At 71.3% G+C, this 26,169-nt stretch carries 28 protein-coding genes and 1 pseudogene; 22 read left to right on the forward strand and 7 right to left on the reverse strand.

The annotated features are described in order from the left end of the window. Positions 1–24: 24 nt before the first annotated feature. From AB0K35_RS10775 to AB0K35_RS10835, 13 genes are all read left to right on the forward strand, one after another. Entirely contained in the window at positions 25–651 is a 627-nt protein-coding gene (locus AB0K35_RS10775) for a DUF4178 domain-containing protein (RefSeq protein WP_238672722.1), read from the forward strand. A 1-nt stretch (position 652) separates the two neighbouring features. Further along, positions 653–1,165, forward strand: a complete 513-nt coding sequence (locus AB0K35_RS10780) for a DUF2617 family protein (protein WP_363884891.1) — start codon at positions 653–655, stop codon at positions 1,163–1,165. Further along, complete coding sequence (locus AB0K35_RS10785) at positions 1,162–1,587, forward strand: DUF4247 domain-containing protein (RefSeq protein WP_238672724.1); 426 nt, start codon at positions 1,162–1,164, stop codon at positions 1,585–1,587. The genes AB0K35_RS10780 and AB0K35_RS10785 overlap by 4 nt, the downstream gene beginning before the upstream one ends. 33 nt (positions 1,588–1,620) lie before the next feature. Then, a complete protein-coding gene (locus AB0K35_RS10790) occupies positions 1,621–2,043 on the forward strand; it encodes a DUF350 domain-containing protein (protein ID WP_363884893.1) in 423 nt (140 codons plus the stop codon). A 52-nt stretch (positions 2,044–2,095) separates the two neighbouring features. After that, on the forward strand, positions 2,096–3,688 hold the full coding sequence (locus AB0K35_RS10795; RefSeq protein WP_363884895.1) for a polyamine aminopropyltransferase: 1,593 nt from the start codon (positions 2,096–2,098) through the stop codon (positions 3,686–3,688). Positions 3,689–3,809: 121 nt separating this feature from the next. Beyond that, complete coding sequence (locus AB0K35_RS10800) at positions 3,810–4,181, forward strand: hypothetical protein (RefSeq protein ID WP_238685262.1); 372 nt, start codon at positions 3,810–3,812, stop codon at positions 4,179–4,181. A 69-nt stretch (positions 4,182–4,250) separates the two neighbouring features. Then, positions 4,251–5,102 (forward strand): hypothetical protein, encoded by an 852-nt coding sequence (locus tag AB0K35_RS10805; protein ID WP_363884897.1) that lies wholly within the window; start codon positions 4,251–4,253, stop codon positions 5,100–5,102. Positions 5,103–5,184: 82 nt separating this feature from the next. Then, a complete protein-coding gene (locus tag AB0K35_RS10810) occupies positions 5,185–5,763 on the forward strand; it encodes a DUF4178 domain-containing protein (RefSeq protein WP_238672728.1) in 579 nt (192 codons plus the stop codon). Positions 5,764–5,865: 102 nt separating this feature from the next. Beyond that, positions 5,866–6,630, forward strand: a complete 765-nt coding sequence (locus tag AB0K35_RS10815) for a hypothetical protein (protein WP_238672729.1) — start codon at positions 5,866–5,868, stop codon at positions 6,628–6,630. 72 nt (positions 6,631–6,702) lie between these two features. Next, positions 6,703–7,359 (forward strand): hypothetical protein, encoded by a 657-nt coding sequence (locus AB0K35_RS10820; protein ID WP_363884899.1) that lies wholly within the window; start codon positions 6,703–6,705, stop codon positions 7,357–7,359. 10 nt (positions 7,360–7,369) lie between these two features. Beyond that, a complete protein-coding gene (locus AB0K35_RS10825) occupies positions 7,370–8,179 on the forward strand; it encodes an SDR family oxidoreductase (RefSeq protein ID WP_238672731.1) in 810 nt (269 codons plus the stop codon). A 169-nt stretch (positions 8,180–8,348) separates the two neighbouring features. Then, positions 8,349–8,888: an orotate phosphoribosyltransferase gene (gene pyrE / locus AB0K35_RS10830; RefSeq protein ID WP_112586136.1), complete on the forward strand. Its 540-nt coding sequence runs from the start codon at positions 8,349–8,351 to the stop codon at positions 8,886–8,888. Between the two features lie 57 nt (positions 8,889–8,945). Beyond that, the gene (locus AB0K35_RS10835; RefSeq protein ID WP_030332125.1) at positions 8,946–9,323 is read left to right on the forward strand and encodes a metalloregulator ArsR/SmtB family transcription factor; all 378 of its coding nucleotides are present in this window, start codon (positions 8,946–8,948) and stop codon (positions 9,321–9,323) included. Positions 9,324–9,489: 166 nt separating this feature from the next. On the opposite strand, the gene AB0K35_RS10840 is transcribed toward AB0K35_RS10835, so the two are convergent. Then, positions 9,490–10,311: a DedA family protein gene (locus tag AB0K35_RS10840; protein WP_238672732.1), complete on the reverse strand. Its 822-nt coding sequence runs from the start codon at positions 10,309–10,311 to the stop codon at positions 9,490–9,492. A gap of 130 nt (positions 10,312–10,441) precedes the next feature. Next, a complete protein-coding gene (locus AB0K35_RS10845; protein ID WP_363884902.1) occupies positions 10,442–11,077 on the reverse strand; it encodes an LPXTG cell wall anchor domain-containing protein in 636 nt (211 codons plus the stop codon). 28 nt (positions 11,078–11,105) lie between these two features. Here AB0K35_RS10845 and AB0K35_RS10850 point away from each other — a divergent pair, with 28 nt between their 5' ends. Continuing rightward, positions 11,106–11,585 (forward strand): SigE family RNA polymerase sigma factor, encoded by a 480-nt coding sequence (locus tag AB0K35_RS10850; RefSeq protein WP_112586142.1) that lies wholly within the window; start codon positions 11,106–11,108, stop codon positions 11,583–11,585. A 2-nt stretch (positions 11,586–11,587) separates the two neighbouring features. Beyond that, positions 11,588–12,649 (forward strand): LCP family protein, encoded by a 1,062-nt coding sequence (locus AB0K35_RS10855; RefSeq protein WP_363884904.1) that lies wholly within the window; start codon positions 11,588–11,590, stop codon positions 12,647–12,649. Between the two features lie 74 nt (positions 12,650–12,723). Here AB0K35_RS10855 and AB0K35_RS10860 read toward each other — a convergent pair whose 3' ends face one another. Both AB0K35_RS10860 and AB0K35_RS10865 read right to left on the reverse strand, forming a co-directional pair. Beyond that, on the reverse strand, positions 12,724–14,295 hold the full coding sequence (locus AB0K35_RS10860; RefSeq protein ID WP_363884906.1) for an LPXTG cell wall anchor domain-containing protein: 1,572 nt from the start codon (positions 14,293–14,295) through the stop codon (positions 12,724–12,726). A 147-nt stretch (positions 14,296–14,442) separates the two neighbouring features. Continuing rightward, positions 14,443–14,655: a hypothetical protein gene (locus AB0K35_RS10865; RefSeq protein ID WP_238672736.1), complete on the reverse strand. Its 213-nt coding sequence runs from the start codon at positions 14,653–14,655 to the stop codon at positions 14,443–14,445. A gap of 123 nt (positions 14,656–14,778) precedes the next feature. On the opposite strand from AB0K35_RS10865, the gene AB0K35_RS10870 reads away from it, so the two are divergent. Both AB0K35_RS10870 and fbaA read left to right on the forward strand, forming a co-directional pair. Further along, entirely contained in the window at positions 14,779–15,162 is a 384-nt protein-coding gene (locus AB0K35_RS10870) for a phage holin family protein (protein ID WP_030491363.1), read from the forward strand. A 135-nt stretch (positions 15,163–15,297) separates the two neighbouring features. Further along, positions 15,298–16,323 (forward strand): class II fructose-bisphosphate aldolase, encoded by a 1,026-nt coding sequence (gene fbaA / locus AB0K35_RS10875; protein WP_124853722.1) that lies wholly within the window; start codon positions 15,298–15,300, stop codon positions 16,321–16,323. Between the two features lie 59 nt (positions 16,324–16,382). Here fbaA and AB0K35_RS10880 read toward each other — a convergent pair whose 3' ends face one another. Further along, positions 16,383–17,576: a hypothetical protein gene (locus tag AB0K35_RS10880; RefSeq protein WP_363884909.1), complete on the reverse strand. Its 1,194-nt coding sequence runs from the start codon at positions 17,574–17,576 to the stop codon at positions 16,383–16,385. Between the two features lie 249 nt (positions 17,577–17,825). On the opposite strand from AB0K35_RS10880, the gene AB0K35_RS10885 reads away from it, so the two are divergent. Next, positions 17,826–18,254: a DUF3151 domain-containing protein gene (locus tag AB0K35_RS10885; RefSeq protein WP_238672738.1), complete on the forward strand. Its 429-nt coding sequence runs from the start codon at positions 17,826–17,828 to the stop codon at positions 18,252–18,254. Positions 18,255–18,299: 45 nt separating this feature from the next. Here the strand turns inward: AB0K35_RS10885 and AB0K35_RS10890 are convergent, their stop codons facing one another. Both AB0K35_RS10890 and AB0K35_RS10895 read right to left on the reverse strand, forming a co-directional pair. Further along, on the reverse strand, positions 18,300–20,267 hold the full coding sequence (locus AB0K35_RS10890; RefSeq protein WP_363885267.1) for a chromosome partitioning protein: 1,968 nt from the start codon (positions 20,265–20,267) through the stop codon (positions 18,300–18,302). 683 nt (positions 20,268–20,950) lie between these two features. Then, a complete protein-coding gene (locus AB0K35_RS10895; protein ID WP_363884911.1) occupies positions 20,951–22,030 on the reverse strand; it encodes a diacylglycerol kinase family protein in 1,080 nt (359 codons plus the stop codon). 124 nt (positions 22,031–22,154) lie between these two features. Between AB0K35_RS10895 and AB0K35_RS10900 the strand changes: the two genes are divergently transcribed. From AB0K35_RS10900 to purD, 4 genes and pseudogenes are all read left to right on the forward strand, one after another. Beyond that, the gene (locus tag AB0K35_RS10900; protein WP_238672740.1) at positions 22,155–23,444 is read left to right on the forward strand and encodes an adenylosuccinate synthase; all 1,290 of its coding nucleotides are present in this window, start codon (positions 22,155–22,157) and stop codon (positions 23,442–23,444) included. Between the two features lie 202 nt (positions 23,445–23,646). Continuing rightward, positions 23,647–23,784: pseudogene (locus AB0K35_RS10905) on the forward strand (type IV toxin-antitoxin system AbiEi family antitoxin domain-containing protein); the annotation flags it as partial. A 72-nt stretch (positions 23,785–23,856) separates the two neighbouring features. Beyond that, positions 23,857–24,576: an endonuclease domain-containing protein gene (locus AB0K35_RS10910; protein ID WP_238672881.1), complete on the forward strand. Its 720-nt coding sequence runs from the start codon at positions 23,857–23,859 to the stop codon at positions 24,574–24,576. A 105-nt stretch (positions 24,577–24,681) separates the two neighbouring features. Next, positions 24,682–25,932 (forward strand): phosphoribosylamine--glycine ligase, encoded by a 1,251-nt coding sequence (gene purD / locus AB0K35_RS10915; RefSeq protein ID WP_363884914.1) that lies wholly within the window; start codon positions 24,682–24,684, stop codon positions 25,930–25,932. Positions 25,933–26,169: the final 237 nt, after the last annotated feature.

Raw genomic sequence — 26,169 nt, forward strand, 5'->3', positions numbered from 1 at the left:
GACGCACTTGGGGAGGTGGTCGGCATGAACGGTCCCGTGGCGTACCTGGTGACGACGCTGGGGTGTCTGATCGGTGTCGCCGGGGTAGTGGTGGCGGTGGTGGCGCTGCGCAAGGGCCGTAAGGCCGCCCGGCCGGCGGCACCCGCAGACCCGTTCCGGGACACCGACAGCGACGCGCTCCGCGGCGACCCGCGCAGGCTCAAGCCCGGCGACATCGTCGAGATCCGCCGGGTGTCGTACGCGGTCCGGGGCTCGGTGCATCTGAATGAGGGCAGTTGGAGCTGGGCCGAGCACCTGCTGGACACCGTCGATGGCGACAAGCGCTGGCTCTCCGTGGAGGAGGACCCGGACCTGGAGTTGGTGCTCTGGACCGCCGAGCCGGCCGCCACGATCACCCCGGGCGCGTCCACCCTCGACTTTGCCGGCCGCCGCTACGCCTTGGAGGAGTCCGGTCAGGCCCGCTTCACGGCCACCGGCAGCACCGGCCTCGACCCCAGCGGCACCCTTCGATACCACGACTACCGGGCCCAGGGCGGCGAACGGCTTTCCTTCGAGGCGTACGGCCAGGCCGGCTGGGAGGTCGCCCGGGGCGAGCAGTTGCACCGCGCCGATGTGATGGTGTACCCGCAGGCCGGGCCGGAGGCCAGCTGACGTGTTGGTGAGCCTCCACGCCCCATACGTCGACACCTGCGCCGCCGACTTGAGCCTGGCACTTGGCGGCCCGGAGCGGCCCGCGCTGCACGTCCGCGACCTCACGCTGCCCGGGGACGTCCGGATACGGCTGCGCCTGCTCGGCGCGTCCCACCAGGTCGTGCTGGCCGAACCCGGAGGTGCGGCCGGACTCACCGAGACGGTTGCCTGCCTGCCTGGTCGGCCGCCGCACCTGCCCGGCGCCCTGGACGACGAGGCGGGCGGCTACCACTTCACCGCCAGCGTGCTGCGCCCCGCCGACGGTGAGTTGCACACCCGGATCGTCGGGCTCCGCGCCGACCTGGCCGACGACCCGTACGCCCTGGTCGGAGTCTTTCCCGGTGACCCGGACGCGGTCACCGCGCTGGCCGTGCGCACCGACCTGCCGCACCGGTCGGTCGGCTGGCGGACCTGGCACGCGTACCCCCAGAGCAATGAGCTGGTCCTGACCGAGACGGTGGTGGCACTGCGATGACGTACCGACGCTGGTTCGTGGTGGGCGCGGCGGCGGCCGTGGTCGGCGTGCTGGTCGCGACCTTCGCCCTCGTCAACGGCACCTTCTCCGCGCGCGCCTACGTGCAGGACAGGTACTCGCGAGCGGCCAGCCGGGACATCGGTCGGGAAGCGATTGCGTACACCTCGTCCAAGTCACCGACCACTGTCGCCAAGGAACTGACCGACGCGTGGAAGCCGTCCGACCGGTACGCCGACGGCAGCGGCGTCTACCTGCGCTACGACGACGACTCGGTGGTGATCCTGCCGATCGCCACCGGCTCGGTGATCCTGCTCGAGGACATGGACACCGCTCACCCCCGTTACCACTCGACCGTCGGGTCGTACTGGGGCTGGGGACGCGGCAGCAGCGTTCGGGGCGGCGGCCCCGGCGCCGGCAAGTAGCCCGACGCCTCCCCCCTTCACCTGGAGCCCTCCGTGCAGAACCTCGTCACCGATCTGCTGGCCACCCTCGCCTTCGGCGCGGTCGGCGTCGTCCTCATGGGCGTCGGCTACGCGTTGGTCGACCTGACCACTCCCGGCAAGCTGCACGAACTGATCTGGACCGGGCGCAACCGCAACGCGGCGCTGCTGCTCGCGTCCAACCTGCTCGGCGTCGGCACCATAGTGGTCGCGGCGATCGTCGCCAGCGACGACGACTTCGCCCTGGGGCTGGTCGGCGCGGCGGCGTACGGGATCGTCGGCCTGGTCGTCATGGCCGCGGCGTTCCTGCTGCTCGACGCGGTGACCCCGGGCCGGCTCGGCGAGCTGCTGGTCGACCCGGAGCCGCACCCCGCCGTGTGGGTGTCGGCCGTGGTGCACCTGGCCACCGGCGCGATCATCGCCGCCGCGATCCTCTGATGACCGGGGGACCGCGACCGGGCGGTGCCGGCCGGCCGTACCCGGGGAAGTCATGAGCACCGGGGCGCTTCCGGTGGTCGACGGCGGCACCGAGGCCCGGCCGCACTGGCGGCTGGCCCGCGCGGCGGTGCTGGTCGCTGTCTTCGTGTGCGCCGCCTGCGGGCTGGTCTACGAGCTGGCCCTGGTCGCGCTCGGCAGCTACCTGATCGGCGACACGGTCGGGCAGGCATCGATCGTGCTCGGCGTGATGGTCTTCGCGATGGGGGTCGGCGCGCTGGTCGCGAAGCCGTTGCAGCCCCGGGCCGCCGCAGCGTTCGCGGTGATCGAACTGACCCTGGCCCTGCTCGGTGGTCTGTCCGTACTCGGCCTCTACGCCGCCTTCGCCTGGCTCGACCTGTACGGCCCGGCGCTGGTCGGAACCGCCTTCGTGCTGGGACTGCTGATCGGTGCGGAGATTCCGCTGCTGATGGTGATGCTGCAGCGCATCCGCGAGCAGGCCGCCGGCAGTGCGGTGGCCGACCTGTTCGCCGCCGACTACGTCGGCGCGCTGCTCGGCGGGCTCGCCTTCCCGTTCCTGTTGATCCCCGTCTTCGGCCAGCTCAAGGGTGCCCTGGTGGTCGGCGCGGTGAATGCGGTGGCCGGCCTCGCCCTGGTCTGCACGGTGTTCCGGAGGGAGCTGAGCCGCCGCGCCCGGCTCGTCCTCGGCGCCGGCTCTGTAGTGGTCGCGCTCTGCCTGGGGTACGCCTGGGTGACCGCCGCCGACTTCGAGGTGACCGCCCGGCAGCAGCTCTACCGGGACCCCGTGGTGTACGCCGAACGCTCCCGTTACCAGGAGATCGTGCTGACCCGGTCGGTGCGGGAGGTCGGCCACGCCGACACCGACCTGCGGTTGTTCCTCAACGGTGATCTCCAGTTCAGCTCTGTCGACGAGTACCGCTACCACGAGGCGCTGGTGCATCCGGCGATGCGCGGCAGGCGCGGCGACGTACTGGTTCTCGGTGCCGGCGACGGCCTCGCCGTCCGGGAGATCCTGCGGTACCCGGACGTCCGCCGGGTGACAGTTGTCGACCTCGACCCGGCGGTGGTGGCGCTGGCCCGCACCGTGCCGCAGCTGCGAACGCTCAACGGCGGCTCGCTCGACGACCCCCGCGTACGGGTGCTGAACACTGACGCGTTCGGTTGGCTGCGTACCGCCGCCGAGCGCTTCGACGTGGTGGTCGCCGACCTGCCCGACCCGGACGAGACGGCCACCGCCAAGCTCTACACCGTCGAGTTCTACGCGCTGATCAGGTCGGTGCTCGCCGAGCAGGGACGGCTGGTGGTGCAGTCCGGCTCGCCGTACTTCGCGCCCCGCTCCTACTGGTCGATCGATGCGTCGGTGCGGGAAGCCGGCTTCGCCACAGTGCCGTACCACGTCGACGTGCCGTCCTTCGGCGACTGGGGGTTCCTGCTCGCCGCGGCGGGAACAGTCCCGCCGGTGCTGGAACTGCCGGCCGACGCGCCCCGGCTGCGTTTCCTCGACCCGGGCGTGCTGCGGGCGGCGGCGGCCTTTCCCGCCGACCGCGCCCGTCTGAACGTGCCCCCCAGCACCCTCCTCCAACCGAGGGTCCTCGACTACGCCCGCGCGGAGTGGCGCGGCTACTGACCCCACCGCCTGGCACCTGAACAAGGCGGCTGTGTCAGGAAAGTGTCCGCTCATGGCGCAAACCTCATGATTAACAGGGTGGAGTGGGGGCGGACGGGGAAAGGGTGGAGGCATGTTTGGGATGCGGAAGGCTTGGGAGCGCGAATTGGGTGCCGCCGTCGACGAGTTGGTGGCGGCTGACACGCTCGCCTTTGGTGGGGTGGGGATCGCGGGCACGCTGTTGCCGGTGACCGAGGCGTACCACCGGGTCGAGGCCGCCCTCAGCGACCACCCCGAGGAGGTACGCCGTCAGCTCGACAGGGTGCTGGCCGACGGCACACCCGCCGGCCGGGCGTACGCGGCCACGCTGCTGGAGCGGGTCGACCCGGAGGCGGCTCGAGCGGCCTGGACGTCGCTGCGGGACGATCCGAGCGAGTTCACCACCTTCGTCGGCTGCGTGATGGACCGGGAAACCCTTGGCACGTACGCCAGTCGGCGGCTCGCCGCAGCATGATCCATTCGCCGGTCGGTGCTGCCCGATTGGTGCTGCCGGTCGCGGACGACGCGCCGTACGTTGCGAGCCATGAGCCCGCCCGCCACCGCGCCGCGTCCGCCCCGCCCGATCACCGTGACCGTCGCCTTCTGGCTGCAACTGGCAGTGGTGCTGGTGCTGCTCGGCCTGGCCGCGCTGACGGTGGCCGAGGCGGTGCACTTCGACGGCCAGATCGACCGCGCGGTACGGCTGGTGCCGGACGCCGACCCGGACGAGGTGGCTGGCGAGCGGCAGGGCAACATCGCGATGACGCTGGTCCTCGGCGTGCCGGCGGTGTTGCTCGCGGTCTGGCTGGCGGCCACCGCCGTCCCGGTCCGGCGGGGCGTCAACGTCGCACGGGTCCTGGTCTTCGTGGCCAGTGGCGGGCAGTTGCTGGTCTGCTTCGCGCAGTGCTGTTCCGGAGGGTTTCTCGTGCCGGCGCTGACCATGCCGGACATCGGCGACGAGCCGTCACCGGACTGGGACGAGTGGGAGACCTCGACGTTCTTCGACACGCTCTACTCCGGCACCGATCCCTGGGACGACCTGTTCTTCCCCGCGGCCGGGCTGGGTGTGCTCACCGTTCTGGCCCTCTCCGCAACAGTGGTCCTGCTACTGGCCCTGCCGCCGGCGAACCGCTGGTTCGTGCCGCGCACCGCGAACGAGACGTTGCCCGGCCCGGCCTGGGTGATGCCAGTCCCCGCCTACGCCCCTACCGGTTACGGATACCCGACAGCTCCGCTCGTGCCGGGCTTCCTGCCGCCGAACCAGCCGCTCCCACCCGGCTACCTGATCTGCCCCGACCCGGCCGCGCACCTGACGCCGGGAGCGCCGGGCACCTCACCAGGGCCGACCGGACCGCCGGCGGCCCCTCCGGACGACCTGCCCGACCACCTTCGCTAGCTGAGCTGTCGGCCACAGCAAGGGCCTTCCTGGTGCCGAGGGTTGTTACCGTCTGCGCCGACGTACCTGGGGAGGTGGTCGCATGGAAGCGCTGGTGACGTGCCTGGTGGCGGCTGTTGCCGTACTCGCGGTGGTAGTGGTCGTCGTGCGGGCCCGCCGACGGCCGACGGGCCGGCCCGACGGCCAGCCGGCGGAGCCACCACGCGGCGGCCCGCTCCGACTGACCCCTGGTGACCGCGTGCGGATCCGCGAGCGGGAGTACGCGGTGATTGCCACGATCCGCCTCGTCGAGGGCGACTGGAGTTGGGTGCAGCACCTCATCGACGACGACTCCGGCACCCGCCACCGGCTCTCCGTGGAGAACGGCCCCGAACTTGAGCTGGTGTTCTGGACCGCCGAACCAGGCGCCACAGTCACCCCGGGCGCCCCGACCATCGAGCTCGGCGGGCGGCGCTACACCTGGGCCGAGACCGGGCAGGCGCGTTACACCGCCACCGGCGAGACCGAGTTGCCGTCGACCGGGACGATGCGCTACCACGACTACCAGTCCGGTGGCGCCGCGCGGCTCTCCTTCGAGGCGTACGGCGAAGAGGGCTGGCGGGTCGCGCGCGGCAAGCTGCTCGACAGCGCCGACCTGACGATCCGCCCGCCCCGTGCCTGAGGCCCGCTGAGCCGGACCGGGCGGACGCGCCGGGCTCGTCACGGCATGCCGAACTGGCCGGTTGTCGATACGGTGTGGGCGCGATCTTAGGGAAGGAGAATCGTGGTCGATTCCCAGAGCACGCCGGCCCGTCAGCGGCCATCCATTGTGTCGATTTCCAGTTACCTGCTTTTCCTGTTCCTGGCACTCCAGGTGATCAGTCTGATCGTCACGCTCAGCACCTTCGGCACGACGCGGGACGCGGTCCGTGCGGCGTACGCGGACAGCGCCACCGATGGTGACCAGGTGGCCGACGTCTTCGCCGTCGTCGGCATCGGCGGGAGCATCGTCCTGCTGCTGCTCGCGGTCGTGCTGGGCGTGCTGGCCCTGTTCAACAACCAGGGCCGCAACGGCGCCCGGATCACCACCTGGATCGTCGGCGGCATCATGGTCTGCTGCGTGGGCGGCGGCCTGCTCAGCAACGCGGCCGGCGGGTTCAACACCGGTGGCGGGACCACCGGCGACGGGCCGAGCCCCGAGGAGATCCAGCGCCGCCTGGACGAGGCCCTGCCCTCCTGGGTCACCCCGGTCAGCCTCGTGCTCGGCGTGCTCAGCCTGATCGCGCTGATCGCGGCGCTGGTCCTGCTGGCGTTGCCGAAGGCCAACCCGTTCTTCCGCAAGCCCACAGCGGGCTGGGAGCCGCCGACCCCGGGCGCCAGCTACCCGGGTCCGCAGGCGCCCGGTCAGCCGGGCTACCCGCAGGCATCGGGTGAGCCGGGTTATCCGTCGAGTGGGGAGCCGAGCTACCCGCCGCCACCGGCAGCGAACCGGCCGGACGACACGCCGCCCACGGATCGGCCCGGGTCAACCCCGCCGTCGACGAGCTGACGGCTCGATAAGCACGACGCCGACGATCCCTCCGAGTAGGTTGCAACCCGACGCCTACCGGAGGGATTCGTCGTGTCGTACCCGGAATCGGCACCGGCCCGCCGGCCCGCCGCCGTCCTGTCGGCCGTGACCGTGCTGTTGGTGATGGCTGTCGCCGCGCTGGCGTACGCCGTGGTCGACCTTGTGGTGCTGGGCGGGACTGTCGACGCGTTCCGCTCCGCCGCCCGCGACACCTCGGCGAGCCCGGAGCAGATCGACGACGTGGTGACTCTGCTCCGCGCGTCCGCGGTGCTGTCGGCGGTGGTAGCGGTGCTCTCCGCGCCGCTGCTCGCCGGCCTGGCCCTCGGTCTGTTGGCCGGTCGCAACGGTGTCCGGGTGGCGACTTGGGTGGTCAGCGGGCTCGGTTTGCTCGCCGGCTGTTGCAGCGTGGCGGTGGTGGTCGGCGAACGGGCCGCGCCACTGCAACTGGGCGCCGACGAGCACGCTCTCGCCGAGTTGCTGGGTCTGATCGGCGACGCGTACCCGTCCTGGTGGATCCCGCTCAACGCCGGGCTTTCCGTCGCACAGGCGCTCGGTTACCTTGTAGTAGCTACGTTGCTGGTGCTGCCGGCGGCGAACAGGTGGTTCGGCCGCCACCGCTCGACTGCGCCAACCGCCCCGCCCATGTTCCCGCCCGCCCCGCACCAGCCCCCGTCGGCGCCGCACACGCCCCCGTACCCGCCCAGGTGAGGACCACTCCGTGACGCTCGACCCCACGACTGCCGAGCGCCGGGCCCTGATCACCGGGGCCACCGCCGGCATCGGCGCGGCGTTCACGCGGCGGTTGGCCGCCGACGGCTGGCACCTGGTGCTTGTTGCCCGCGACGCGGCGCGGCTGGCCGAGCTGGCCACCGAGCTGGGTTCCACGCACGGACACGAGGTGGAGACGATCTCGGCGGATCTGTCCACCGACGACGGCTGCGCCACCGTGGAGCAGCGGCTCGCCGAGGGCAGTCCGGTGCACCTGCTGGTCAACAATGCGGGGATCAGCCTGAACAAACCGTTCCTGCGCTCCACGGCGGAGGACGAGGCGCGACTGTTGCGACTCAACGTGCACGCGGTCATGCGGCTGACCCTGGCGGCGCTCCGTCCGATGACTGAACGGCGAAATGGGGCAGTGATAAATGTCTCTTCGGTCGCCGGGTTCGGTACGGCGATGCCCGGATCGACGTACTCCGCCAGCAAGGCGTGGGTCACCAACTTCAGTGAGTCCGTCGGGCAGTCGACGCGGCCGTTCGGCGTCCAGGTGATGGCCCTCTGCCCCGGCTACACCCGCACCGAATTCCATCAGCGGGCTGGCATCAACATGTCCAAGACGCCGGAGTGGCTGTGGCTGCGGGCCGAGGATGTGGTGGACGAAGCCCTGCGTGACCTGCGCAAAGGCAAGATGGTCAGCATCCCGGCGTGGAAGTACAAGGTGGTCGTCGCCGGCATGCGACACGCACCGCGGCGACTGCTCCAGGCGGTCGCGCGGGACACCCGCGGCCGGATCGGTCGCGACGAGCGCTGAGCTTCGACCCGCCCGCCGACACCGATCACGTGGTGGGACGACGTTGGCGCGCCGCTGTCGGGCCAGTTGCTGAGCGTAGTCGAACATCGCCAGTCATCGGTTCCCCTCGGGGCTGATCAGGGTGGACCCCGCACACGGCGTTCAGAGTTGCGCAGTAACCTCTATCGCCATGGGGGACCACGACGACCTGCGTAAATTCATTACCGACCTGGCTGTGGTCCACGGCCGGGTCGTGCTCTCGTCGGGGCGCGAGGCAGACTGGTACGTGGATCTGCGGCGCGTCACGCTCCATCACCGGGCCGCTCCTCTGGTCGGCCGGGTGTTGCTGGACCTCACCGCCGACTGGGAGTTCGACGCCGTTGGGGGCCTCACCCTGGGCGCGGACCCTGTCGCGCTCTCGATGCTGCACGCCGCCGCTCCGACCGGCCGGGCCCTGGACGCCTTTGTGGTGCGCAAGGCGGGCAAGGCCCACGGTCTTCAGCGGCGGATCGAGGGACCGGAGGTGGCTGGCCGTCGAGTGTTGGCGGTGGAGGACACATCCACGACGGGCGGAAGTGTTTTGACAGCTGTCGAGGCGCTTCGCGAGGCCGGGGCGGAAGTCGTGGGCGTGGTGGTTATTGTTGATCGAGGCGCCGGCGACGCGGTGCGAGCCGCCGGATTGCCGTACCGGGCGGCCTATACGTTGGCTGACCTCGGCCTTGTGGCGTAAAAGTCTGCCGATTCGGATCTGCTGATATGCAGGCGGATCGATGCTGCTGGTGGAAGGATGGAATACGTGGGAACTGCGTTGGCCGAAATGACTATGCCTCAGATCTCGCCGCTAAACGGCGAGCCGATCGAACGTGCCGATGCCGAGCGTCTCGCCGGGGTCCTCAAGGCCCTTGCTGATCCTGCTCGGTTGCGGCTGCTCAGCCTGATCCAGTCGGCCCCCGAGGGCGAGGCGTGCGTCTGTGACCTGACGGCGCCGCTCGGCCTCTCTCAGCCGACGGTCAGTCATCACCTGCGTATCCTCACCGAGGCTGGCTTGTTGCAGCGGGAGAAGCGCGGTGTCTGGGCGTACTACAGCCTGGTCCCGAGTGCGATCGCGACGATCGCCGACCTGCTGACCCCGCCGCGTAAGCGGGCCACCAAGAAGGCCCGCTGACGTAGGCACTACACGCCGTCCCGAGCCGGGGCGGCGTCCGGTGGCGAGCCAGGGGTGGCGCCACCGGTGGTTGACACCTGCTCGTCCCCGGTCGCACCACCGGAGGCCGGGTTCGACATGCCGACGGCCGACCCCCTTGCCAGGGGGCCGGCCGTCGTCGTACCGCTCAACGGTCCTGACCGTGCTCCGGGCGCTGACGACCGTGCTGGTGCCCGTCGTGGTCGAACGCCTCGCGGGCCGCCTCCACAGCACCGGCGGCACTGGCCGCCGCGACCACAGCGACCGCCTCGCCGCGCTTGCGAGCCCGCCGGTCACGCAGGAACTCGAAGAAGATCGGCAGTACCGAGATCAGAATGATCAGGGCCACCACCGGCAGGATGTAGTGGTCGATCTTGTCGCCGATGGCCTGGTAGATCTGCTCGGCCAGCAGGTAGCCGATCAGCAGGATGCCGTCCACCCAGAGGACCGCGCCGACGATGTTCCAGAGCAGGAACTTCCTGGCCGGCATCCCGAGCGCGCCCGCGACCGGGTTGAGGAACGTCCGGACGATCGGAATGAAGCGCGCCAGCACGACGGCCTTCGCCGGGCCGAACTTCTGGAAGTAGTACTCGGCCTTCTCCACGTACTCCTTCTTGAAGAGCCGGGAGTTCGGCCGTTCGAACATCGGCCGGCCGTACCGCGCTCCGAGCCAGTGCCCCAGCTGTGCGCCGACGACCGCGCAGATCGGCCCACCGATCAGCAGGCCGGCAAGGGAGAGGCGGGTGCCGTCGCCGAAGATCGCGTCCGCCACCGGTGACGAGGCGACCCCGGCGAGGAACAGCAGCGAGTCACCCGGGAAGAAGAAGCCCACCAGCAGGCCGGTCTCGGCGAAGAGGATCACCCACACGCCGATCAGCCCGAAGGTCTGCAACAGATCCTTGGGATCGAGCGGGTTCAGGGCGACGCTCTCCACGAGAGCGCGGGTCTTCTCAGCTGTGTCCACGGCCACAAAGGGTACCGAAGCCCAGGGCCCCGCCCGCGCCGGACCGGCCCGTCACCACCCGCCCGCGCCGTGGGGTCCAACGACGGTGCCCCGCCGACCAGTGGTGGTCGACGGGGCACCTGTGGTGCGGGGTGGGTCAGGCGACGAAGCGGGTCCGGCGACGCTTGGCCACCAGGTAGCCGCCGACGCCCGCGGCGAGCAGCAGCGCGCCGAGGCCGGCGATCAGCCCGGTGGACTGACCGGTGATCGGCAGCGAGCCGCCGTCACCGTCACCGCCGCCGTTGCCGCCGGTCGCGGTCACCAGGATCTTGGCGACGTCGTTGGCCGGGTTCAGGTCCTTGATCTCGGTCTCCTCGTGCCCGGTGCGCAGCCTGACCTCGCCGGCCTGGTCGCCGGCCTGGTCGATCCGCACCTGGAACTCGTAGTCGGCCTTCTCGCCCTTCTTGATCGAGCCGTCCACGAAGCACCGGTAGACCCGCGCGCCGGGCTTGCCCGGCTCCCACGCGTCGTCCTCGGAGTCGAAGCAGTTCTCCGGAGCACGGACGGCGGTGACGCCCTTCGGCAGCGTGACGGTGGTGCCGATCCAGGGCGACTCGCTGCCACCCGTGTTGACGGTCGCCGGCCCGTTGTTGACGTAACCGACAGCGAGCCCGACGGTGGCGCCGACGGAACCGCTAAGACTGGCGGCAGCCCGCAAAGCCGCCCGCTGAGCAAGACAAACCAAAAGGTTGATCAGAGTCACCGCAATGTTCGGTCGGTCCGCTTCCGTCATCTGAGGCAGGAGCCCCCCGGGAGGTGCAGTGACGTACGAGGAGTTCGCGGACACGCGGCTGGCCCCGCTGCTGCGGTACGCGGTGATGCTGACCGGCGAACCACACCAGGCTCAGGATCTGGTCCAGGAGACCATGGTCCGGGTTCAGCTCAACTGGCGTCGGGTCGCCCGCGCGGATTCGCCCGAGCGTTACGTACGCCGGATGCTCACCAACCAGTACGTCGACTGGCGGCGCGGCTCGTGGGTGCGCCGGGTGCTGTTGCGCGGGGAGCCCGACGCGTCGGTGCCGGTGCCCACCGACCACGCCCAGTCCGCCGTGGACCGGGACCAGGTCTGGTCCTGGCTGTCCCGGCTGCCGCGTCGGCAGCGGGCCGCTCTGGTGCTGCGCTACTACGAGGACCTTCCCGACGTCGAGATCGCCGACATTCTCGGCTGTGCCGTCGGGACCGTCCGTTCGTCCATCTCCCGAGCCCTGGCCACGCTCCGGGCCGAGTACGTGGAGGCGTGAACATGATCGAGGATGACCTGCGTGCCGCGTTCGCCCGGCACGAGACGTCCACCCCGCCGACCGGCCCGCTGCGGGTAGCGATCGACCGGCTCGCCGCTGTCCGCCGTCGCCGTCGGCAGCGGTTCCAGGCCGCTGGCGTCACGCTCGCCCTGCTCGGCGCGCTCGGAATCGGGGTGCCGCAACTGCGGCCCGATCGACCGGCGGAGGGCCCGTCGTTGTCCGGTCAGCCGGTTGGGGGGCAGCCCGGGGCGTTGAACGTCCTGCTGCTCGGGGTGGACGGCTTCGGCGAGCAACCGTCGTACCGGTTGGCGGACTCCGTCCTGCTGGTGCACATCCCGGCCGACCGGAGCCGGCCGTACCTCATCTCGTTGCCGCGCGACCTGGAGGTCTCGATCCCCGGCCGGGGGATCGAGAAGCTCAACAGCGCGTTCCACAGCGGTGCCGGCGAGCCCCGGCCCGACCTGGACGCCGGCTACGACCTGACCCGCCGGGTGGTCGCCGACGTGACCGGGGTACGCGTCGACGCTGGCGCGGTGCTGACCTTCGCCGGTCTGCGTCGGATCACCGAGGCGGTCGACGGGGTGGAGGTGTGCCTGCCGAAGGAGGTTCGGTCCTGGCACACCCGCCGGACCTTCCCGGCCGGCTGTCAGGTGCTCGACGGGGCTGCCTCCGTCGACCTGCTGCGGCAACGGCGGTACCTGCCCGACGGCGCGTTGGACCGGGACCGCAACGCCCAGCGTTACGTCGCCGGGCTGGTCCGGCGAGCGGTCGCGCAGGACGTGCTGACCAATCCGGTCCGGCTCGCCCGGCTGCTGTCGGCGGCCGGCACGGGTCTGGCGGTCGACGACGACGGTCTGCCGCTGACCAGGCTGGTGGCGGTGTTACCCGAGCTCAAGAGCGTCGACCCGGTGGGGCTCAGCCTCCCGGTCGGCCCCCCGGTGGACGACGCTTCGCGGCTGCCGCTGGACCCGAGGCAGGGCCCGGAGTTCCTCGCCGCGCTGCGTGAGGATCGGTTGGCGCAGTGGGTGGCGCAGCACCCGGAGCAGGTCGATCCCGTCCGCTGACGAACGAGGACATCACGACGACGCCCCACCAGCCCGGTACGGGCCGGCGGGGCGTCGCTCGGAGCGGGCCGGGGTCAGGCCACGGAGCGAGGGCTGCGGCGTCGGGCCAGCAGGCAGCTCGCCGCACCGGCGACGAGCAGCAGGGCCCCGATGCCGGCGATCAGGGTGGTGGGAGCACCGGTGATGGGCAGTGAGCCACCGCCACCGCCACCATCACCATCACCATCACCGTTGCCTTGGCCACCGCCGCCCTGGGCCGCGTTGACCACGATGGGGGCGGTGTCGTTTGCCGGTTTGGTGTCGTCCTTGAAGCCGCCGCCGGCGGAGCACTCGCACGGCGCGTTGACCCGCACCGCACCCCGGGCGTCGGAAATGACCCTGTCGATGCGCAGCCGGAACTTCAGCGGGTAGCTCTGCCCGGCCACCAGCAGCATCTCCGACGCGCACTGGTAGGTGCGAGTGCCCTGCCGCAACTGGCAACTGTCGGGGACCTCGACGGCGGTGGTGCCCGGCGGCAGCTCGACGTCGGTGTGGGTGGCGGCCTCGAAGTCCCCGTTCGTTCTGTCGAGCGTCGCCGGGCCGTTGTTCCGGAAGCCGACGGTCGCCGTGACGACGGTGCCGGCCGTGCCCTTGAGCGTGGCGCCGATCGCCGCGAGGTCGGTGCCGTTCCTGCCGGTGGCCTTGATGGTCCACCCGGTGTAGTCGTTACCCGGGCCGACATCGGTCTGGTCGGCCTGCCGCACCCTGTCGGGGGCCTCGGCAAGAGTCAGTTTCGGGCCGCTGCCGGGGGTGGCCGCTCGGGTGCCGACGGCCGTCCGCACCCGGGTCAGGTCCTCGAAGTCGGCAGTGGTCATGAACTGGGCGTAGCCGGAGTGGTTGGCCGGCGCGTAGGTGTCCTTGCCGAATTCGAGGTTCAGCGTGGTGGCCAGCCCGGTGCCGACCGGGATGTCCTCGTCGAAGTGGCAGGAGACCAGGTGGTCGTCGGAGTAGCGGCAGTTGCTGAAGCGGTCCCTGGTTCGGATCGAGTAGGGGAGGTCGAAGACCGCGACGAACCCGGTGACGGTCATGTCGCCGGCGTTGGCCACGACCAGCGGCACAGTGAACATCCCACCCGGCTTGGCGGAGAGGCTGGTGAACGGTCCGCCGGCCAGGTCGACCCCCTCGCCGACCCGGACCCGGGAGGTGTAGCTGCCGCGCTGACCGCCGGCCGCCTGGAAGCTGACCACGACGTCGCCGGAGTCGCCGAGCTGCGCATCCTCGGTGAGGCCGAGGTGCACCCGCTTGGTTCCGTTGCGGTAGATCCCGCTGCCGAGCGGCGGCATCTCGTACAGGACGACATCGGAAGGCTCAGTGCAGACGAGAACGCCCGGCTCCGGCGCGGTGCACTCCTGGCCGTCGGCAGGAGTCACAGTGACCTTGTTGGCCAGGGAGCGGTAGTCGTACCGCACGGAGACGTCGGTGAGGACCGTCGGCTCGTCGGCGTGCAGCAACAGACCCCGGATGGTCGCCTCCGAGCCGATGGCCAGCGTGGCGTCCTGGAAGTAGGGCTCGATAGTGGGTGCGGCGACGGCAGGGGTGGCGGAGGCGGCGATCAACGCGCCTGCGGCGCCGAGCCCGGTCAGCCAGCGGAGCGAGTGCTTGAGCATGAGGTCCTCCCGTGGGGGTACAGGTGGCGCTCGTCCAACCTAGGGACGCCCAGACTCCTCCGGTAACCCCTTTCGGATCGATATTCATCTAATGACCCGAACGGCTGAACACCCCTGTCGCAACGGGCAACCGACCCCGCGACGGAATCAGCGGTAGTCGTCCTCGTCCCCGGTGACCACCCGGGCCTGCTCCATCGCGTCCCAGTCGCCGACCTCCAGGCCACGGTGCGGCTCGCTGTCGACGTCGGCCGGGCCGGCGACAGTGGCCTGCTCGACCGCGTCGGCCGGGTCTGCCTCGGGGTCGCGTTCGTCGGGCGCGAGGTGGTCGCCGGGGGTGAAGTCCTCGTCGGGCTGACCCATCATCCCTCCCGGGAGTCTCGGGGCACGGTCCCCACCACCGTACGGGTTGGGCCGGCGCGCCGCCCGGAAGCGGAGTAGGCGGAATCAGCCCTCGGCGACGCGACCCGGTGCCAGGATGGTGCAGTGGGCTTCCTCATCAGACTGGCGATCACCGCTGTCGCGTTGTGGATAACCACGCTGATCGTGCCCGGGGTCGACGTGCACGGTCGTTCGGGTGGCAACACCGTTCTCACCCTGATCGTGGTGGCTCTGATCTTCGGCGTGATCAACGCAGTGCTCAAACCGGTGATCCGGGTCGTCGGTTGTGTGTTCTACCTGCTGACCCTGGGCCTGTTCGCGCTGGTGGTCAACGCGTTGCTGTTCCTGCTCACCGACCGGATAGCCCGCGGGCTCGACCTGCCGTTCCAGGTGGACGGATTCTGGCCGGCGTTCTGGGGAGCCATCGTGATGACAGTGGTGACCTGGTTGATCAGCGTCATCGTGCCGGACAACCTCGACCGCCGGTGAGCGGCTGGCACCCGGGTCGGTTTCTCCGGTGCACCTCACCTACGGGATACTTCGGGTGGAGGACAGCGCGGTCCGGCGCACAAATGAAGAACAGCGGCCAGCACGGCCGAGAGTGGTAAGTAAGGAGCACATCACATGCCCATCGCTTCCCCCGAGGCTTACGCGGAGATGCTGGACCGCGCCAAGGCTGGCCGGTACGCGTACCCCGCGATCAACGTGACCTCCTCCCAGACGCTGAACGCAGCGCTCAAGGGCTTCGCCGACGCGGAGAGCGACGGCATCATCCAGGTCTCCACGGGTGGCGCCGAATACCTCTCCGGCCCCTCGATCAAGGACATGGTCACCGGCGCGGTGGCGTTCGCCGCGTACGCGCACGAGGTCGCCAAGAAGTACTCGGTGAACATCGCCCTGCACACCGACCACTGCCCGAAGGACAAGCTGGACGGGTTCGTGCGTCCGCTGATGGGCATCTCGCAGGAGCGGGTGAAGCGCGGCGAGGAGCCGCTGTACCAGTCGCACATGTGGGACGGCTCGGCAGTGCCGGTCGCGGAGAACCTGCAGATCGCCGCGCAGCTGCTCGACGAGGCCGCCAAGGCCAAGATCGTCCTTGAGATCGAGGTCGGTGTCGTCGGTGGCGAGGAGGACGGCGTCGAGAACGCCATCAACGACAAGCTCTACACCACCACCGATGACGGCCTTGCCATGGTCGAGGCGCTCGGCCTCGGCGAGAAGGGCCGCTACATGGCGGCGCTGACCTTCGGCAACGTGCACGGCGTCTACAAGCCGGGCAACGTCAAGCTGCGTCCGGAGATCCTCAAGCAGATCCAGGACGCCGTCGGCGCCAAGTACGGCAAGGACAAGCCGCTCAGCCTGGTCTTCCACGGTGGCTCGGGCTCCCTGCTGAGCGAGATCCGCGAGGCTCTGGACTACGGCGTGGTGAAGATGAACATCGACACCGACACCCAGTACGCCTTCACCCGCCCCGTCGTGGACCACATGCTCCGCAACTACGACGGCGTGCTGAAGATCGACGGCGAGGTCGGCAACAAGAAGCAGTACGACCCGCGCGCCTGGGGCAAGGCCGCCGAGGCCGGCCTGGCCGCCCGGGTCGTCGAGGCCTGCGAGCACCTGCGCTCGACCGGCACCACGATGACCAAGTAACGACGTCCCACCCGACGGCCGGCTCCCCACCCGGGGAGTCGGCCGTCGTCGTCAGGTCGTCAGGTCGTCAGCAGGCGTACCGCCTCGCGAACGTCGTCGGTGAGGTGGATCGTCGACGACAGATCACCGAACGGGGACGCGGCCAGCAGCGGACGCAACAGCGCCTCCACCGGCAGCTCTCCGGTCCAGTAGGCGCGGTCCAGGAAGATGTACGCCCCGCTGGCACCGTCGGTGCCGTAGTAGGTCTTGGTGGCCGCCTGGAACACCTCCTGCACGGTGCCCGCCCGCCCCGGCGCGAAGACGATGCCGCCCCGGGCGAGGCGCAGGATGGTGTCCTCCCGGATCGCGTTCGAGAAGTACTTCGCGATCCGCCCCGCGAACAGGTTCGCCGGCTCGTGCCCGTACAGCCAGGTCGGAATGGCCAGACCACCGGCACGCGCCCAGCCCAGGTCGTCGCCGCGTTGCCGGGGCACCCCCGCGTAGCGCTGCCGGACCGTCAGCGCCGTGGCCGTGTACCGGTGGTGGTCGGTGAAGTCGGGCGCGGTGGCCAGCAGGTCGATCGCCGCCGTCACATCGGTCTCCGGCCGGTCCGCCAGGTAGGCGCCCAGGTTCGCCGCCTCCATCACACCCGGGCCGCCGCCGGTCACCACCAGCCGGTCGGCCCGCGCCAGCTCCCAACCCAGCACGGCCGCCATCCGGTACGCGGGACTGCCGCGCCGCACCGCGTGCCCGCCCATGATGCCCACCACCGACTGCGGCCCGTACGCGGCCAGCCAGACCCTCGTGGCGTCGGCCAGCGCGTTGTCCACGCCGTGGTCGTGCAGCCGCTGACCCAGCGCCTCCTTGACGTCCGGCAGCGCGCCGCCGTGCGCCCGGTAGTGGTCGTACACCCGGGTGTCGTACATCCCGGTGAACCCGCCCTCGGCGAACCCGGCGGCCAGGTCGTCAGGGGTGTAGAGGTGCGTCGGCTGGGTCGGGTACGGCAACCCGGAGAACGGTGGCACCACGTTCGCGCCACGCCGGACCAGGTCGGCGCCCACGTCCCGGGACGCGAACCGGCAACCGACGAAGAGGGTGCCGGCGACGTCGACGCCGGTCAGGTCGGGCACCGGCGCGAGGTCGAGTCGCAGGCCCTGCACGGTCAGCCCGGCCAGCCGACCGGTGCTCAGCTGGCTGTCGAACTCGGACCGGGTCTGGATCTCACCGGGATGCAGGTGCGGCTCGATGACGTCCGCGGGAGGTGGGGTCGGCACCGGGCCATCCTGCCCCTCCGCGAGGGCCGGTCAAACCTCGGGCCAGTGGTGGAACGGACAGGAGCCCGATGGTCGTGGCCACCGGGCTCCTGCATTACCGGTTCCTGGGGAGGCTCCGGACCATTAGTTGTAGTGGAAAACACCAGGCAGCGGCATAGGCCGCAGGCGTGACCAACTCCTCAGCCGTTCAGCGGGACACGTCGGCCGACCCGCTCGCGTGTCGCCCTGTCCAGCGGGTTGAATGGGGCGATGCAGAACCTTTTGCCAGAGCCACCGGCCACCCGCCTGCCCGTGAACGACGAGGCCGACGCCGCCCTGGCCGCCGCCGACGAGGCCGGCACCGATGAGGCGTACGCCAACGTGGCGGCCGGCTTCCCGACCTACAGTGCGGCCTGGGCGGAGCTCGCGGCGCGGGCATTCGCGCAGGGCCAGGTGGTGGCGGCGTACGCGTACGCCCGCACCGGTTACCACCGGGGCCTCGACCAGCTGCGCCGCAGCGGTTGGAAGGGGCACGGCCCGGTCCCGTGGTCACACGAGCCCAACCGGGGCTTCCTCCGCTGCCTGTACGTGCTGTCCCGCGCCGCCGACGAGATCGGCGAGGCCGACGAGGCGGCCCGCTGTGCCCAGTTCCTGCGCGACTGCGACCCGGAAGCGGCGGACGCGCTGGCGAGCAACTGATCCCGTCCCGACGGCCGGCCCGACATCGGGCCGGCCGTCGGCGGGTCACAGCCCTTCGGCGACCGCGGCGGCGATCTTCAGCCAGGCGTCCCGGGTGGCCGAGGAGAGCCCGCCGTACCGGATCGGCTCGCCACTGTCGATGAGCCGCTCGTACGGGGCCAGCAGCACCGCCCGGGTGCGGGCCGCGAAGTGCTCCTGGATGGCCGGCAGGTCGATCTCCTTGCGGGACGGCGGCATCGACACCACCGTCACGGCCTGACGGACCAGCCGTTGCCGGCCGCTCTGCTCCAGGTGGTCGAGCATCCGGGCGGCGGTCTCGGCGGAGTCGTTACGGGCCGACATGGTGACCACCAACTGGTCGGTGGCGTCCATCGACGCCTGCCAGTTCTGCGCCCGGACGTTGTTCCCGGTGTCCACGAAGATCAACTTGTAGAACCGGCTGACCACCTCACGGATCTCGGCGAACGCGGCAGCCGTCAACATCTCGCCACCGGTGGCCGACTCGTCCGAGGCCAGGACGTCGAACATCCCCTCGCCCTGCGAACGGACATACTGCGACAGGTCGCCGACGCGCCCGTGCGCGCCCTGGAACTGCCCGAGGTCCCGCAACATGTCCCGCACCGTGCGGGAGTGGAAGTCCTGTTGGGCGCGCATCCCGAGGGTGCCCTGGGTTTCGTTGTTGTCCCAGGCCAGCACGTAGCCGCCGCGCTTCTGACCGAACGTCATCGCGAGCAGCAGGATGGCCACCGTCTTACCGGCGCCGCCCTTCGGGTTGACCACCGTCACCTGCCGCAGACCACCGAAGTTGCGGCGCACCATCTCAATGTCCCGTTTGAGCTCCTGCTCGTGCCGCCCCGGAGAGAGCCGGAGCAGGCCCATCTTGTTGACCACCGCGCGTACACCCATGGTCGCCACCGGGTCGGCGGGTCGAACCTGACGGCGCCGGGCGAAGTCCTCGGCGGTCGGCGCGGCTGTGGTGTCCGGTGTCCAGCTGGCGTCCGGGTACGCGGTCGCGTCCGGGTACGCGGGCGCCGGGACCCGGGTCACCCCGTCGGCCTCCTGGTACTGCTGACCGGGCGTGCCGCCGGGCGAGCCCTGTTGCCAGGGCGGCGGGTACCAACCCGGCGAGGGCGGGAACGGCCCCGGCGGTGGGGTCGCCGGCCCGGCCTGCCCGGGAGCGTGCTGCGGTGCGGCAAGGCCGTGCGGTGGGCTGCTGAACTGCGTCACGTCGGGTGGCGGCGGAATCTGCGCCGAGCCGGCCTGGCCGGGGATGAACGGCTGCCCGGGGTGTGCCTGCGCGGGACCAGCGTGTGGGACGACCGGAGGCGGAGGCGGAATCGGAGGCGTCGCGCCGGCCTCGTCCTGAGCGGGCGCGGCCGTTCCGGCCGGGCGCTGCGGCGGGTACGCCCACGGCGACTCGGCAATCGGCCGCGCCGGCCCGTCGGCGGACCCGTCCGCACCGGGACCACCGGGCTGTGGTGCCTGCTGGCCAGGCTGTGGTGCCGGCCCACCAGCCTGCGGCGCGGTCCCGCCATTCTGTGGTGTCGGGCGGCCAGCCTGCGGCACTGGCCCGGCAGGCTGTGGTGCCGACCCGGCAGGCTGTGGTGCCGACCCGGCAGGCTCTGGTGCCGACCCGGCAGGCTGTGATGCCGACCCGGCAGGCCGTGGTGCCGGTCCGGCCGCTGCGAGGGCTGTGGCCGAGAAGTCTGCCGGCGCGGAACCGGCGGCCGTCGGGCTGTCGGTGGCGCGCGGGCTGTCGGTGGCGTTCGGACCGGCGGCGGACGCGGTGGCCGCCGGGATGGGTCGGTCGGTGGCTGCGGCCGTGGTGGGCCGGCCGGCGGGTGCGGGTGCGGCGGGGTGGTCGGTGGCTGCGGCCGTGGTGGGCCGTTCGGCGGGTGCCGGTGCGGCGGTGCGGTCGGCGGCGGCCGGGTGGTCCAGGGTGAACGGCAGATTCAGGTCGACGCCGCCCGGGGTGACCGGCGCGGCAGTCGGGCCCCGGTCGCCGGGCTGCACCTGCGCCGCGTCACCGATCTGGCCGGCCGCATCGGGCGCGGCACTGCCTCCGTCGATCGCTGCGGGCCGGCCGTCCCTCGGCGCGGAGGTGGTGCTCGGTGTCGCGGCGACAGCCGGGATGCCGGGGCCGGCTGGCCCGCCGTTGCTCCCCGGGCCGGTCGCCGACGGCGTCGGCCGGACACCGGTAGCTGGCGGAGCGGCCGGCGGTGACGCAGCGGCAGGGTCGGTCGGCGGCGGCCAACTCGGCTGCGCCGGCGCCCAACCCGACCCGACGCCGGACGGGCCGCTTGCCGTCCACCCCCCAGGTGCCGGGACGGCGCCGGTGAGCGACGGGTAGTCCGACGGCGAGGGCGGCGACTGGGCGGCAGCGCCGGGCTGGCCGGGAACCGGCGGTCGCCCGATCGGCGGCGCGGCCACCGGCGGCGTGACCGGATGGGTGACCGGAGACGGCCCACCCCGCTGCTCGGCGACCGCAGCCCACGGCGGCACCGCGCCCTGGTCGCCCGGATCTGGCGGCCAGAGTGGTTCGACGTCCCGCTCCGGCACCGGCTGCTGGCCGGGCACCTGCGCCCGGTCGGCGTTCTCGTCCATTACGGCCCTCCCCAGTCCTCCTGCGAGGATAGGCCCAATCGCCCACCAGGGCCGATCGGTGCAGGCAGGTCGGCCGGTCGGTGCGGTCGAGGTCAGCTCGACCAGACCGCCCAGGCGCCCGGCTCGACCCACCAGGAACGCTTACGGGTCAGCTCGCCTTCGACACCATCGTCGAGATAAGGCACCTTGCCCTCCCTGGGCAGCACCGACACCGCCCGTCCACGAGCCCGCCGAACTTCGAGGCGTACCCGCTTGCGCCCCCACGCCGAGCGGACGACCACCGGCACGGCCACCGCGACCTCGACCTGACCGTCGGCCGGGTCCGGCGCGGTCAACAGCGTCACGTCGTTGAGCGTCGCGTACCCGCCGGCGTTCCCGACCGCGCAGGCCAGCAGCGGTTCCGCACCGTCGCTGAGGATGGTGTCGTCGACCTCCACCCGGGCGCGCCAGTGCAGCGGCCGGCCGGCGTCATCGGCCGCGCCGAGGAGCGCGCCGTCCAGGGTCACCGAGCCACCGTCGTTGCGGAGCAGGTCCAACCGGCGCGGCGTGCCGTCCAGCACAGCGGCGGCCACCGCCGCCGGGTCACGGGGCAGCCCGAGCTGCGCGGCCAGGTCCCGGTGGGTGCCGCCACGGGCCGGGTCGAGCGGGAGTACGGCCACCGGCGGCAGGTCGGGCAGGGTCCGGTTGCCGGGCAGATCCGCCGGGCGCTTGCTCGGCGCCGGGGCGTACCGCTTGACCAGCCGGCGCAGCACGGCGCGCAACTGCCCGTCGCTGGCCGTGGCGACGACCAGCCGGGTCTTGCTGTCCGGGTCCGGCCAGGTGAGGCCGTCCGGTCGGGCCGGGCCGTCGAGCCGGGCCAACACCGCGTCGATCTCGGCGTCGGAGCGGGCGGTGACCGTCTCCACCCGGGCACCCCGGGCGTTCAGCGCGTCGGCGCAGGCCAGCACCGGCACCCGTGGCCGCTCCGTCGCGCACTGCCCGGTGTCGGTGTCGGCCTGGCTGCTGTCGGCCTGGCTGCTGTTGGCCTGGCTGCTGTCGGCCTGGCCGGTGTCGGTCTGGCTCGTCGGGGCGGTGTCGCCCCCGGTCGCGCCGCCGCAGCAGGCCCCGCCGCTGCCACAGCCCCCGGGAGCGTCCCGCTCCGAACCGAGGGTGAGCAGCACCACGTCGTACACGGAAGGAGCCTCCTGCCTCTCGACGCGACCCCTGCCGGCCACGCCGTCACTACTTGTTAACCTGACACCCCGGGCTCGCCGAGCGGTCGCCACCTGGCACCCGAGCCTTCTGGAGGCGGAAAAGATGCCAGCGATCGTGCTCATCGGCGCTCAGTGGGGCGACGAGGGCAAGGGCAAGGTTACCGACCTGCTTGGTGAGCGGGTCGACTACGTCGTGCGCTACTCCGGCGGCAACAACGCCGGGCACACGGTGATCACCCCGGACGGCCAGAAGTACGCGCTGCACCTGATGCCGTCCGGCGCGCTCTCGCCGAACGCGATGATCGTCATCGGCAACGGTGTGGTGGTCGACCCGAAGGTGCTGCTCGCCGAGATCGACGGCCTGGCGGAACGCGGCGTCGACGTGTCCCGGCTGCGGATCTCCGGTGACGCGCACCTGATCATGCCGCACCACCGGGCGCTGGACCGGGTCATCGAGCGTTACCTCGGCTCGTCCCGGATCGGCACCACCGGCCGTGGCATCGGCCCGGCGTACGGCGACAAGGTCGCCCGGATCGGCATCCGCCTCCAGGACCTGCTCGACCCGGGCATCCTGCGCAAGAAGCTGGAACTCGCGCTGCGCGAGAAGAACCAGATCCTGTTCAAGGTCTACAACCGCAAGGCGATCGACGTTGAGGCGACCGTCGAGGAGTACCTTGCGTACGCGGAGCGGCTCAAGCCGTACATCGCGGAGACCCGGGCGATGCTCTGGGACGCCCTGGACCGGGGCGAGACGGTGCTGCTGGAAGGCGCCCAGGCCACCATGCTCGACATGGACCACGGCACCTACCCCTTCGTCACCTCGTCCAACCCGACGGCCGGTGGCGCCTGTGTGGGGGCGGGCATCCCGCCGACCGCGATCAACAAGGTCATCGCGGTGAGCAAGGCGTACACCACCCGGGTCGGTGCCGGGCCGTTCCCGACCGAACTGTTCGACGCCAACGGTGACCACCTGCGCAAGATCGGCGCGGAGTACGGCACCACCACCGGGCGGGAGCGCCGGTGCGGCTGGTTCGACGCTGTCGTCGCCCGGTACGCCTGCCGCCTCAACGGCGTCACCGATCTGGTCATCACCAAGCTCGACGTGCTCACCGGCCTGCCCAAGGTGCCGATCTGCGTCGGCTACGAGATCAACGGCGTCCGGGTCGACGACATGCCGATGAGCCAGACGGACTTCCACCACGCCAAGCCGGTCTTCGAGGAACTCGACGGCTGGTGGGAGGACATCACCAAGGCCCGCACCATCGACGACCTCCCGGAGAACGCCCGCCGCTACATCGCGAGGGTCGAAGAGATCTGCAACACGAGGGTGAGCGTCGTGGGCGTAGGCCCAGGCCGAGAAGAAAACGTAGTCCTCCACCCCCTCCTCCCCTAACCCCCCGACCCCCCTGCCCCCCTGCCCCCCTGCCCACCCCCCACCCCCTCTGCCCCGGTGATCAAGAAGTTTGCGTCAGATTTCCTCGCGAGGTTGACGTAAAGCTCTTGATCACCGAGGCGAAGGGTGGGGTTGTCCACAGGGGGTTGAGGGTTGTCCACAGGGGCTTTGCTCGGGTGGGGTGGGTGGGCAGGGTGTGGGTGTGGGTGCACATCAACTTCTTCGCCACATTGCGGCCGGGCAGGACGGCACGGTCACCCTGGACCAGGCATTGCGTGCCGGCCTGACCAGGGACCAGATCCGACAGTTACACCGGTCCGGCAGGTGGCAGCGGGTTCTCCGTGGGTGCTTCGTTCCAGAAGCGGAGTCGAGTGATCTGACGCTTCGGCGGGCGCGAATCCGCGCTGCGGTCATGAGCCTCGGCCCAGGCGCCTTCGCGGTTCTGGACTCCGCGTTGGAGTTGCACGGCATCGCGGGTCTCCGCCGGACAGCACAGGTCCACGTCTCGGTGCCAGTCGATCGACCCCGACCCCAGCGCTCCCTGGTGCCGTGGTTGACGGTGCACCAGGTGACCGTCGGCCCTGGCGACATCGTCAAGGTTGCGGGCATTCCGGCGACGTCTCCGCTTCGCACCGTCTCAGACGTCATCCTTCGGGTTGATCGTTATCCAGCGGTCTCGGTCCTCGACTCAGCTCTGAACCAGGGCCGCATCGATCCGGCACAGTTGGCGGCCATTCCGAACCTCATCCGGGGACGTCGGGGCGCGGTCATGGCACGGGCCTGTCTCGCCGAGGCGGACGAGCGGGCACAGTCGCCGTTGGAGACGCGTAGCCGGCTGCGGTGCGTGGATGGCCGGGTGCCGCCGGACACGCTGCAGTTGGAGGTGCGTGATGATGACGGCTATCTGCTCGGCATTGGCGACCTGGGCTGGCGCGGCCCAAGGCTGATCGCCGAAGCGGACGGCCGAGACGCGCATGGCATCCCGGAGGCCGCCTACGCCGACCGCCGTCGCCAGAACCGCCTGGTCAACGCCGGCTGGACCATCCTCCGTTTCACCTGGCAGGACACCCTCAACCCCACCTACATCCCGCACACGGTCCGCCAAGCAATCGCGGCCGCCCAGCGGAGGTGATCAAGAGGTTTCCGTCAAGAACGAGTCCACCGCTGACGCAAACCTCTTGATCACCGAGGCCCTACGGGGGTGGGGGTTGGAGTGGGGGACAGTAGGATCTCGGGCGTGCGGGTTCTTTTGGTGGGTGGTGGTGGGCGGGAGCATGCGCTCGCGCTCGGGCTGGCTGGCGACTCGGGGGTTTCCGCGGTTGTTGCGGCGCCTGGTAATCCGGGGATCGCCTCGGTGGCTGAGCTGCGTGCGGTGAGCGCCTCAGATCCGGCGGCGGTGGCGGCGTTGGCCGTGGAGACCGCCGCTGACCTGGTGGTGATCGGGCCCGAGGCGCCACTGGTGGCCGGGGTCGCCGATGCGGTGCGCGCGAAGGGCATCGCCGTGTTCGGTCCATCCGGTGCTGCCGCGCAGTTGGAGGGCTCCAAGGCGTTCGCCAAGGACGTGATGACCGCCGCCGGCGTGCCGACCGCCCGGGCGTACGTCTGCACGGACGAGGCGAGCACCGCTCGGGCCCTGGATGAGTTCGGCGCGCCGTACGTGGTGAAGGACGATGGGCTCGCCGCCGGCAAGGGCGTGGTGGTGACCGACGACCGGGCCGCCGCGTTGGCGCACGCGAACGAGTGTGGACGTGTCGTGGTCGAGGAGTTCCTCGACGGCCCGGAGGTCAGTCTCTTCGTGGTCACCGACGGCGAGGCGGCGCTGCCGCTGGTGCCGGCACAGGACTTCAAGCGGCTCGGTGACGGCGACACCGGGCCGAACACCGGTGGCATGGGGGCGTACGCGCCGCTGGCCTGGGCCCCGTCCGGGCTGGTCGACGACGTGATGCGCGACGTGGTCCACCCGACGCTCGCGGAGATGCGTCGCCGGGGCGCCCCGTTCGCCGGCCTGCTCTACGTCGGGCTCGCGATCACCGCCGCCGGCCCTCGGGTGATCGAGTTCAACGCGCGCTTCGGTGACCCGGAGACCCAGGTGGTGCTCGCGCTGCTGGAGACCCCGCTGGGTGGGCTGCTGCACGCGGCGGCCACCGGCTCGTTGGCCGAGCACCCGCCGCTGCGGTGGCGCGACGGTAGCGCCGTGACGGTGGTGCTCGCCTCGGCGGGTTATCCGGCGGCGCCGCGCACCGGCGACGTGATCACCGGCGCGGACCGTCCGGGCATCATCCACGCGGGCACCGCCCGCCGGGCCAGCGACGGCGCGTTGCTGTCCGCTGGCGGTCGGGTCCTCTGCGGTACGGCCACCGGCGCCGACCTGGCCGCCGCTCGGGACGCCGCGTACGCGCTGGTGGACGGGGTGGAGTTGGCCGGCTCGCAGCATCGCACCGACATCGCCGCCGCCGCGATCGAGAACCGGATCACGATCCCCAGCTGAGCCCCCGTGTCGGCGGGCTGGGTTTCGACCGCGAACGTCGGCGGTGTGGGTCGGGCTGATGGAGCCCTACCCGGTTCCGGGCCACCCTTGCAGGTCGTCCATGATCGCGTAGCTCGATGTCCTGATCCGGGCGGGCGGAGCGGATCGCCGTGGGCGCGGTCGGCGGGTTCGCCACGCTCCGGTCCCGCCGAACGGCACCCTGAAGGGCCTCACCCGGGCACGTTCTGTCCCCACCAC

It is taken from the genome of Micromonospora sp. NPDC053740, from assembly GCF_040677775.1.
GTDB classification, from domain to species: domain Bacteria; phylum Actinomycetota; class Actinomycetes; order Mycobacteriales; family Micromonosporaceae; genus Micromonospora; species Micromonospora alfalfae.

What these genes read in the sequence shown, in the direction of transcription:
- AB0K35_RS10775 (WP_238672722.1), top strand. Translation starts at nt 25, where the DNA reads ATGAACGGTCCCGTGGCGTACCTGGTGACGACGCTGGGGTGTCTGATC.
- AB0K35_RS10785 (WP_238672724.1), top strand. Translation starts at nt 1,162, where the DNA reads ATGACGTACCGACGCTGGTTCGTGGTGGGCGCGGCGGCGGCCGTGGTC.
- AB0K35_RS10795 (WP_363884895.1), top strand. Translation starts at nt 2,096, where the DNA reads ATGAGCACCGGGGCGCTTCCGGTGGTCGACGGCGGCACCGAGGCCCGG.
- AB0K35_RS10800 (WP_238685262.1), top strand. Translation starts at nt 3,810, where the DNA reads ATGCGGAAGGCTTGGGAGCGCGAATTGGGTGCCGCCGTCGACGAGTTG.
- AB0K35_RS10805 (WP_363884897.1), top strand. Translation starts at nt 4,251, where the DNA reads ATGAGCCCGCCCGCCACCGCGCCGCGTCCGCCCCGCCCGATCACCGTG.
- AB0K35_RS10810 (WP_238672728.1), top strand. Translation starts at nt 5,185, where the DNA reads ATGGAAGCGCTGGTGACGTGCCTGGTGGCGGCTGTTGCCGTACTCGCG.
- pyrE (WP_112586136.1), top strand. Translation starts at nt 8,349, where the DNA reads ATGGGGGACCACGACGACCTGCGTAAATTCATTACCGACCTGGCTGTG.
- AB0K35_RS10835 (WP_030332125.1), top strand. Translation starts at nt 8,946, where the DNA reads ATGGAATACGTGGGAACTGCGTTGGCCGAAATGACTATGCCTCAGATC.
- AB0K35_RS10845 (WP_363884902.1), bottom strand. Translation starts at nt 11,077, where the DNA reads ATGACGGAAGCGGACCGACCGAACATTGCGGTGACTCTGATCAACCTT.
- AB0K35_RS10855 (WP_363884904.1), top strand. Translation starts at nt 11,588, where the DNA reads ATGATCGAGGATGACCTGCGTGCCGCGTTCGCCCGGCACGAGACGTCC.
- AB0K35_RS10860 (WP_363884906.1), bottom strand. Translation starts at nt 14,295, where the DNA reads ATGCTCAAGCACTCGCTCCGCTGGCTGACCGGGCTCGGCGCCGCAGGC.
- AB0K35_RS10865 (WP_238672736.1), bottom strand. Translation starts at nt 14,655, where the DNA reads ATGGGTCAGCCCGACGAGGACTTCACCCCCGGCGACCACCTCGCGCCC.
- fbaA (WP_124853722.1), top strand. Translation starts at nt 15,298, where the DNA reads ATGCCCATCGCTTCCCCCGAGGCTTACGCGGAGATGCTGGACCGCGCC.
- AB0K35_RS10885 (WP_238672738.1), top strand. Translation starts at nt 17,826, where the DNA reads ATGCAGAACCTTTTGCCAGAGCCACCGGCCACCCGCCTGCCCGTGAAC.
- AB0K35_RS10900 (WP_238672740.1), top strand. Translation starts at nt 22,155, where the DNA reads ATGCCAGCGATCGTGCTCATCGGCGCTCAGTGGGGCGACGAGGGCAAG.
- AB0K35_RS10910 (WP_238672881.1), top strand. Translation starts at nt 23,857, where the DNA reads ATGAGCCTCGGCCCAGGCGCCTTCGCGGTTCTGGACTCCGCGTTGGAG.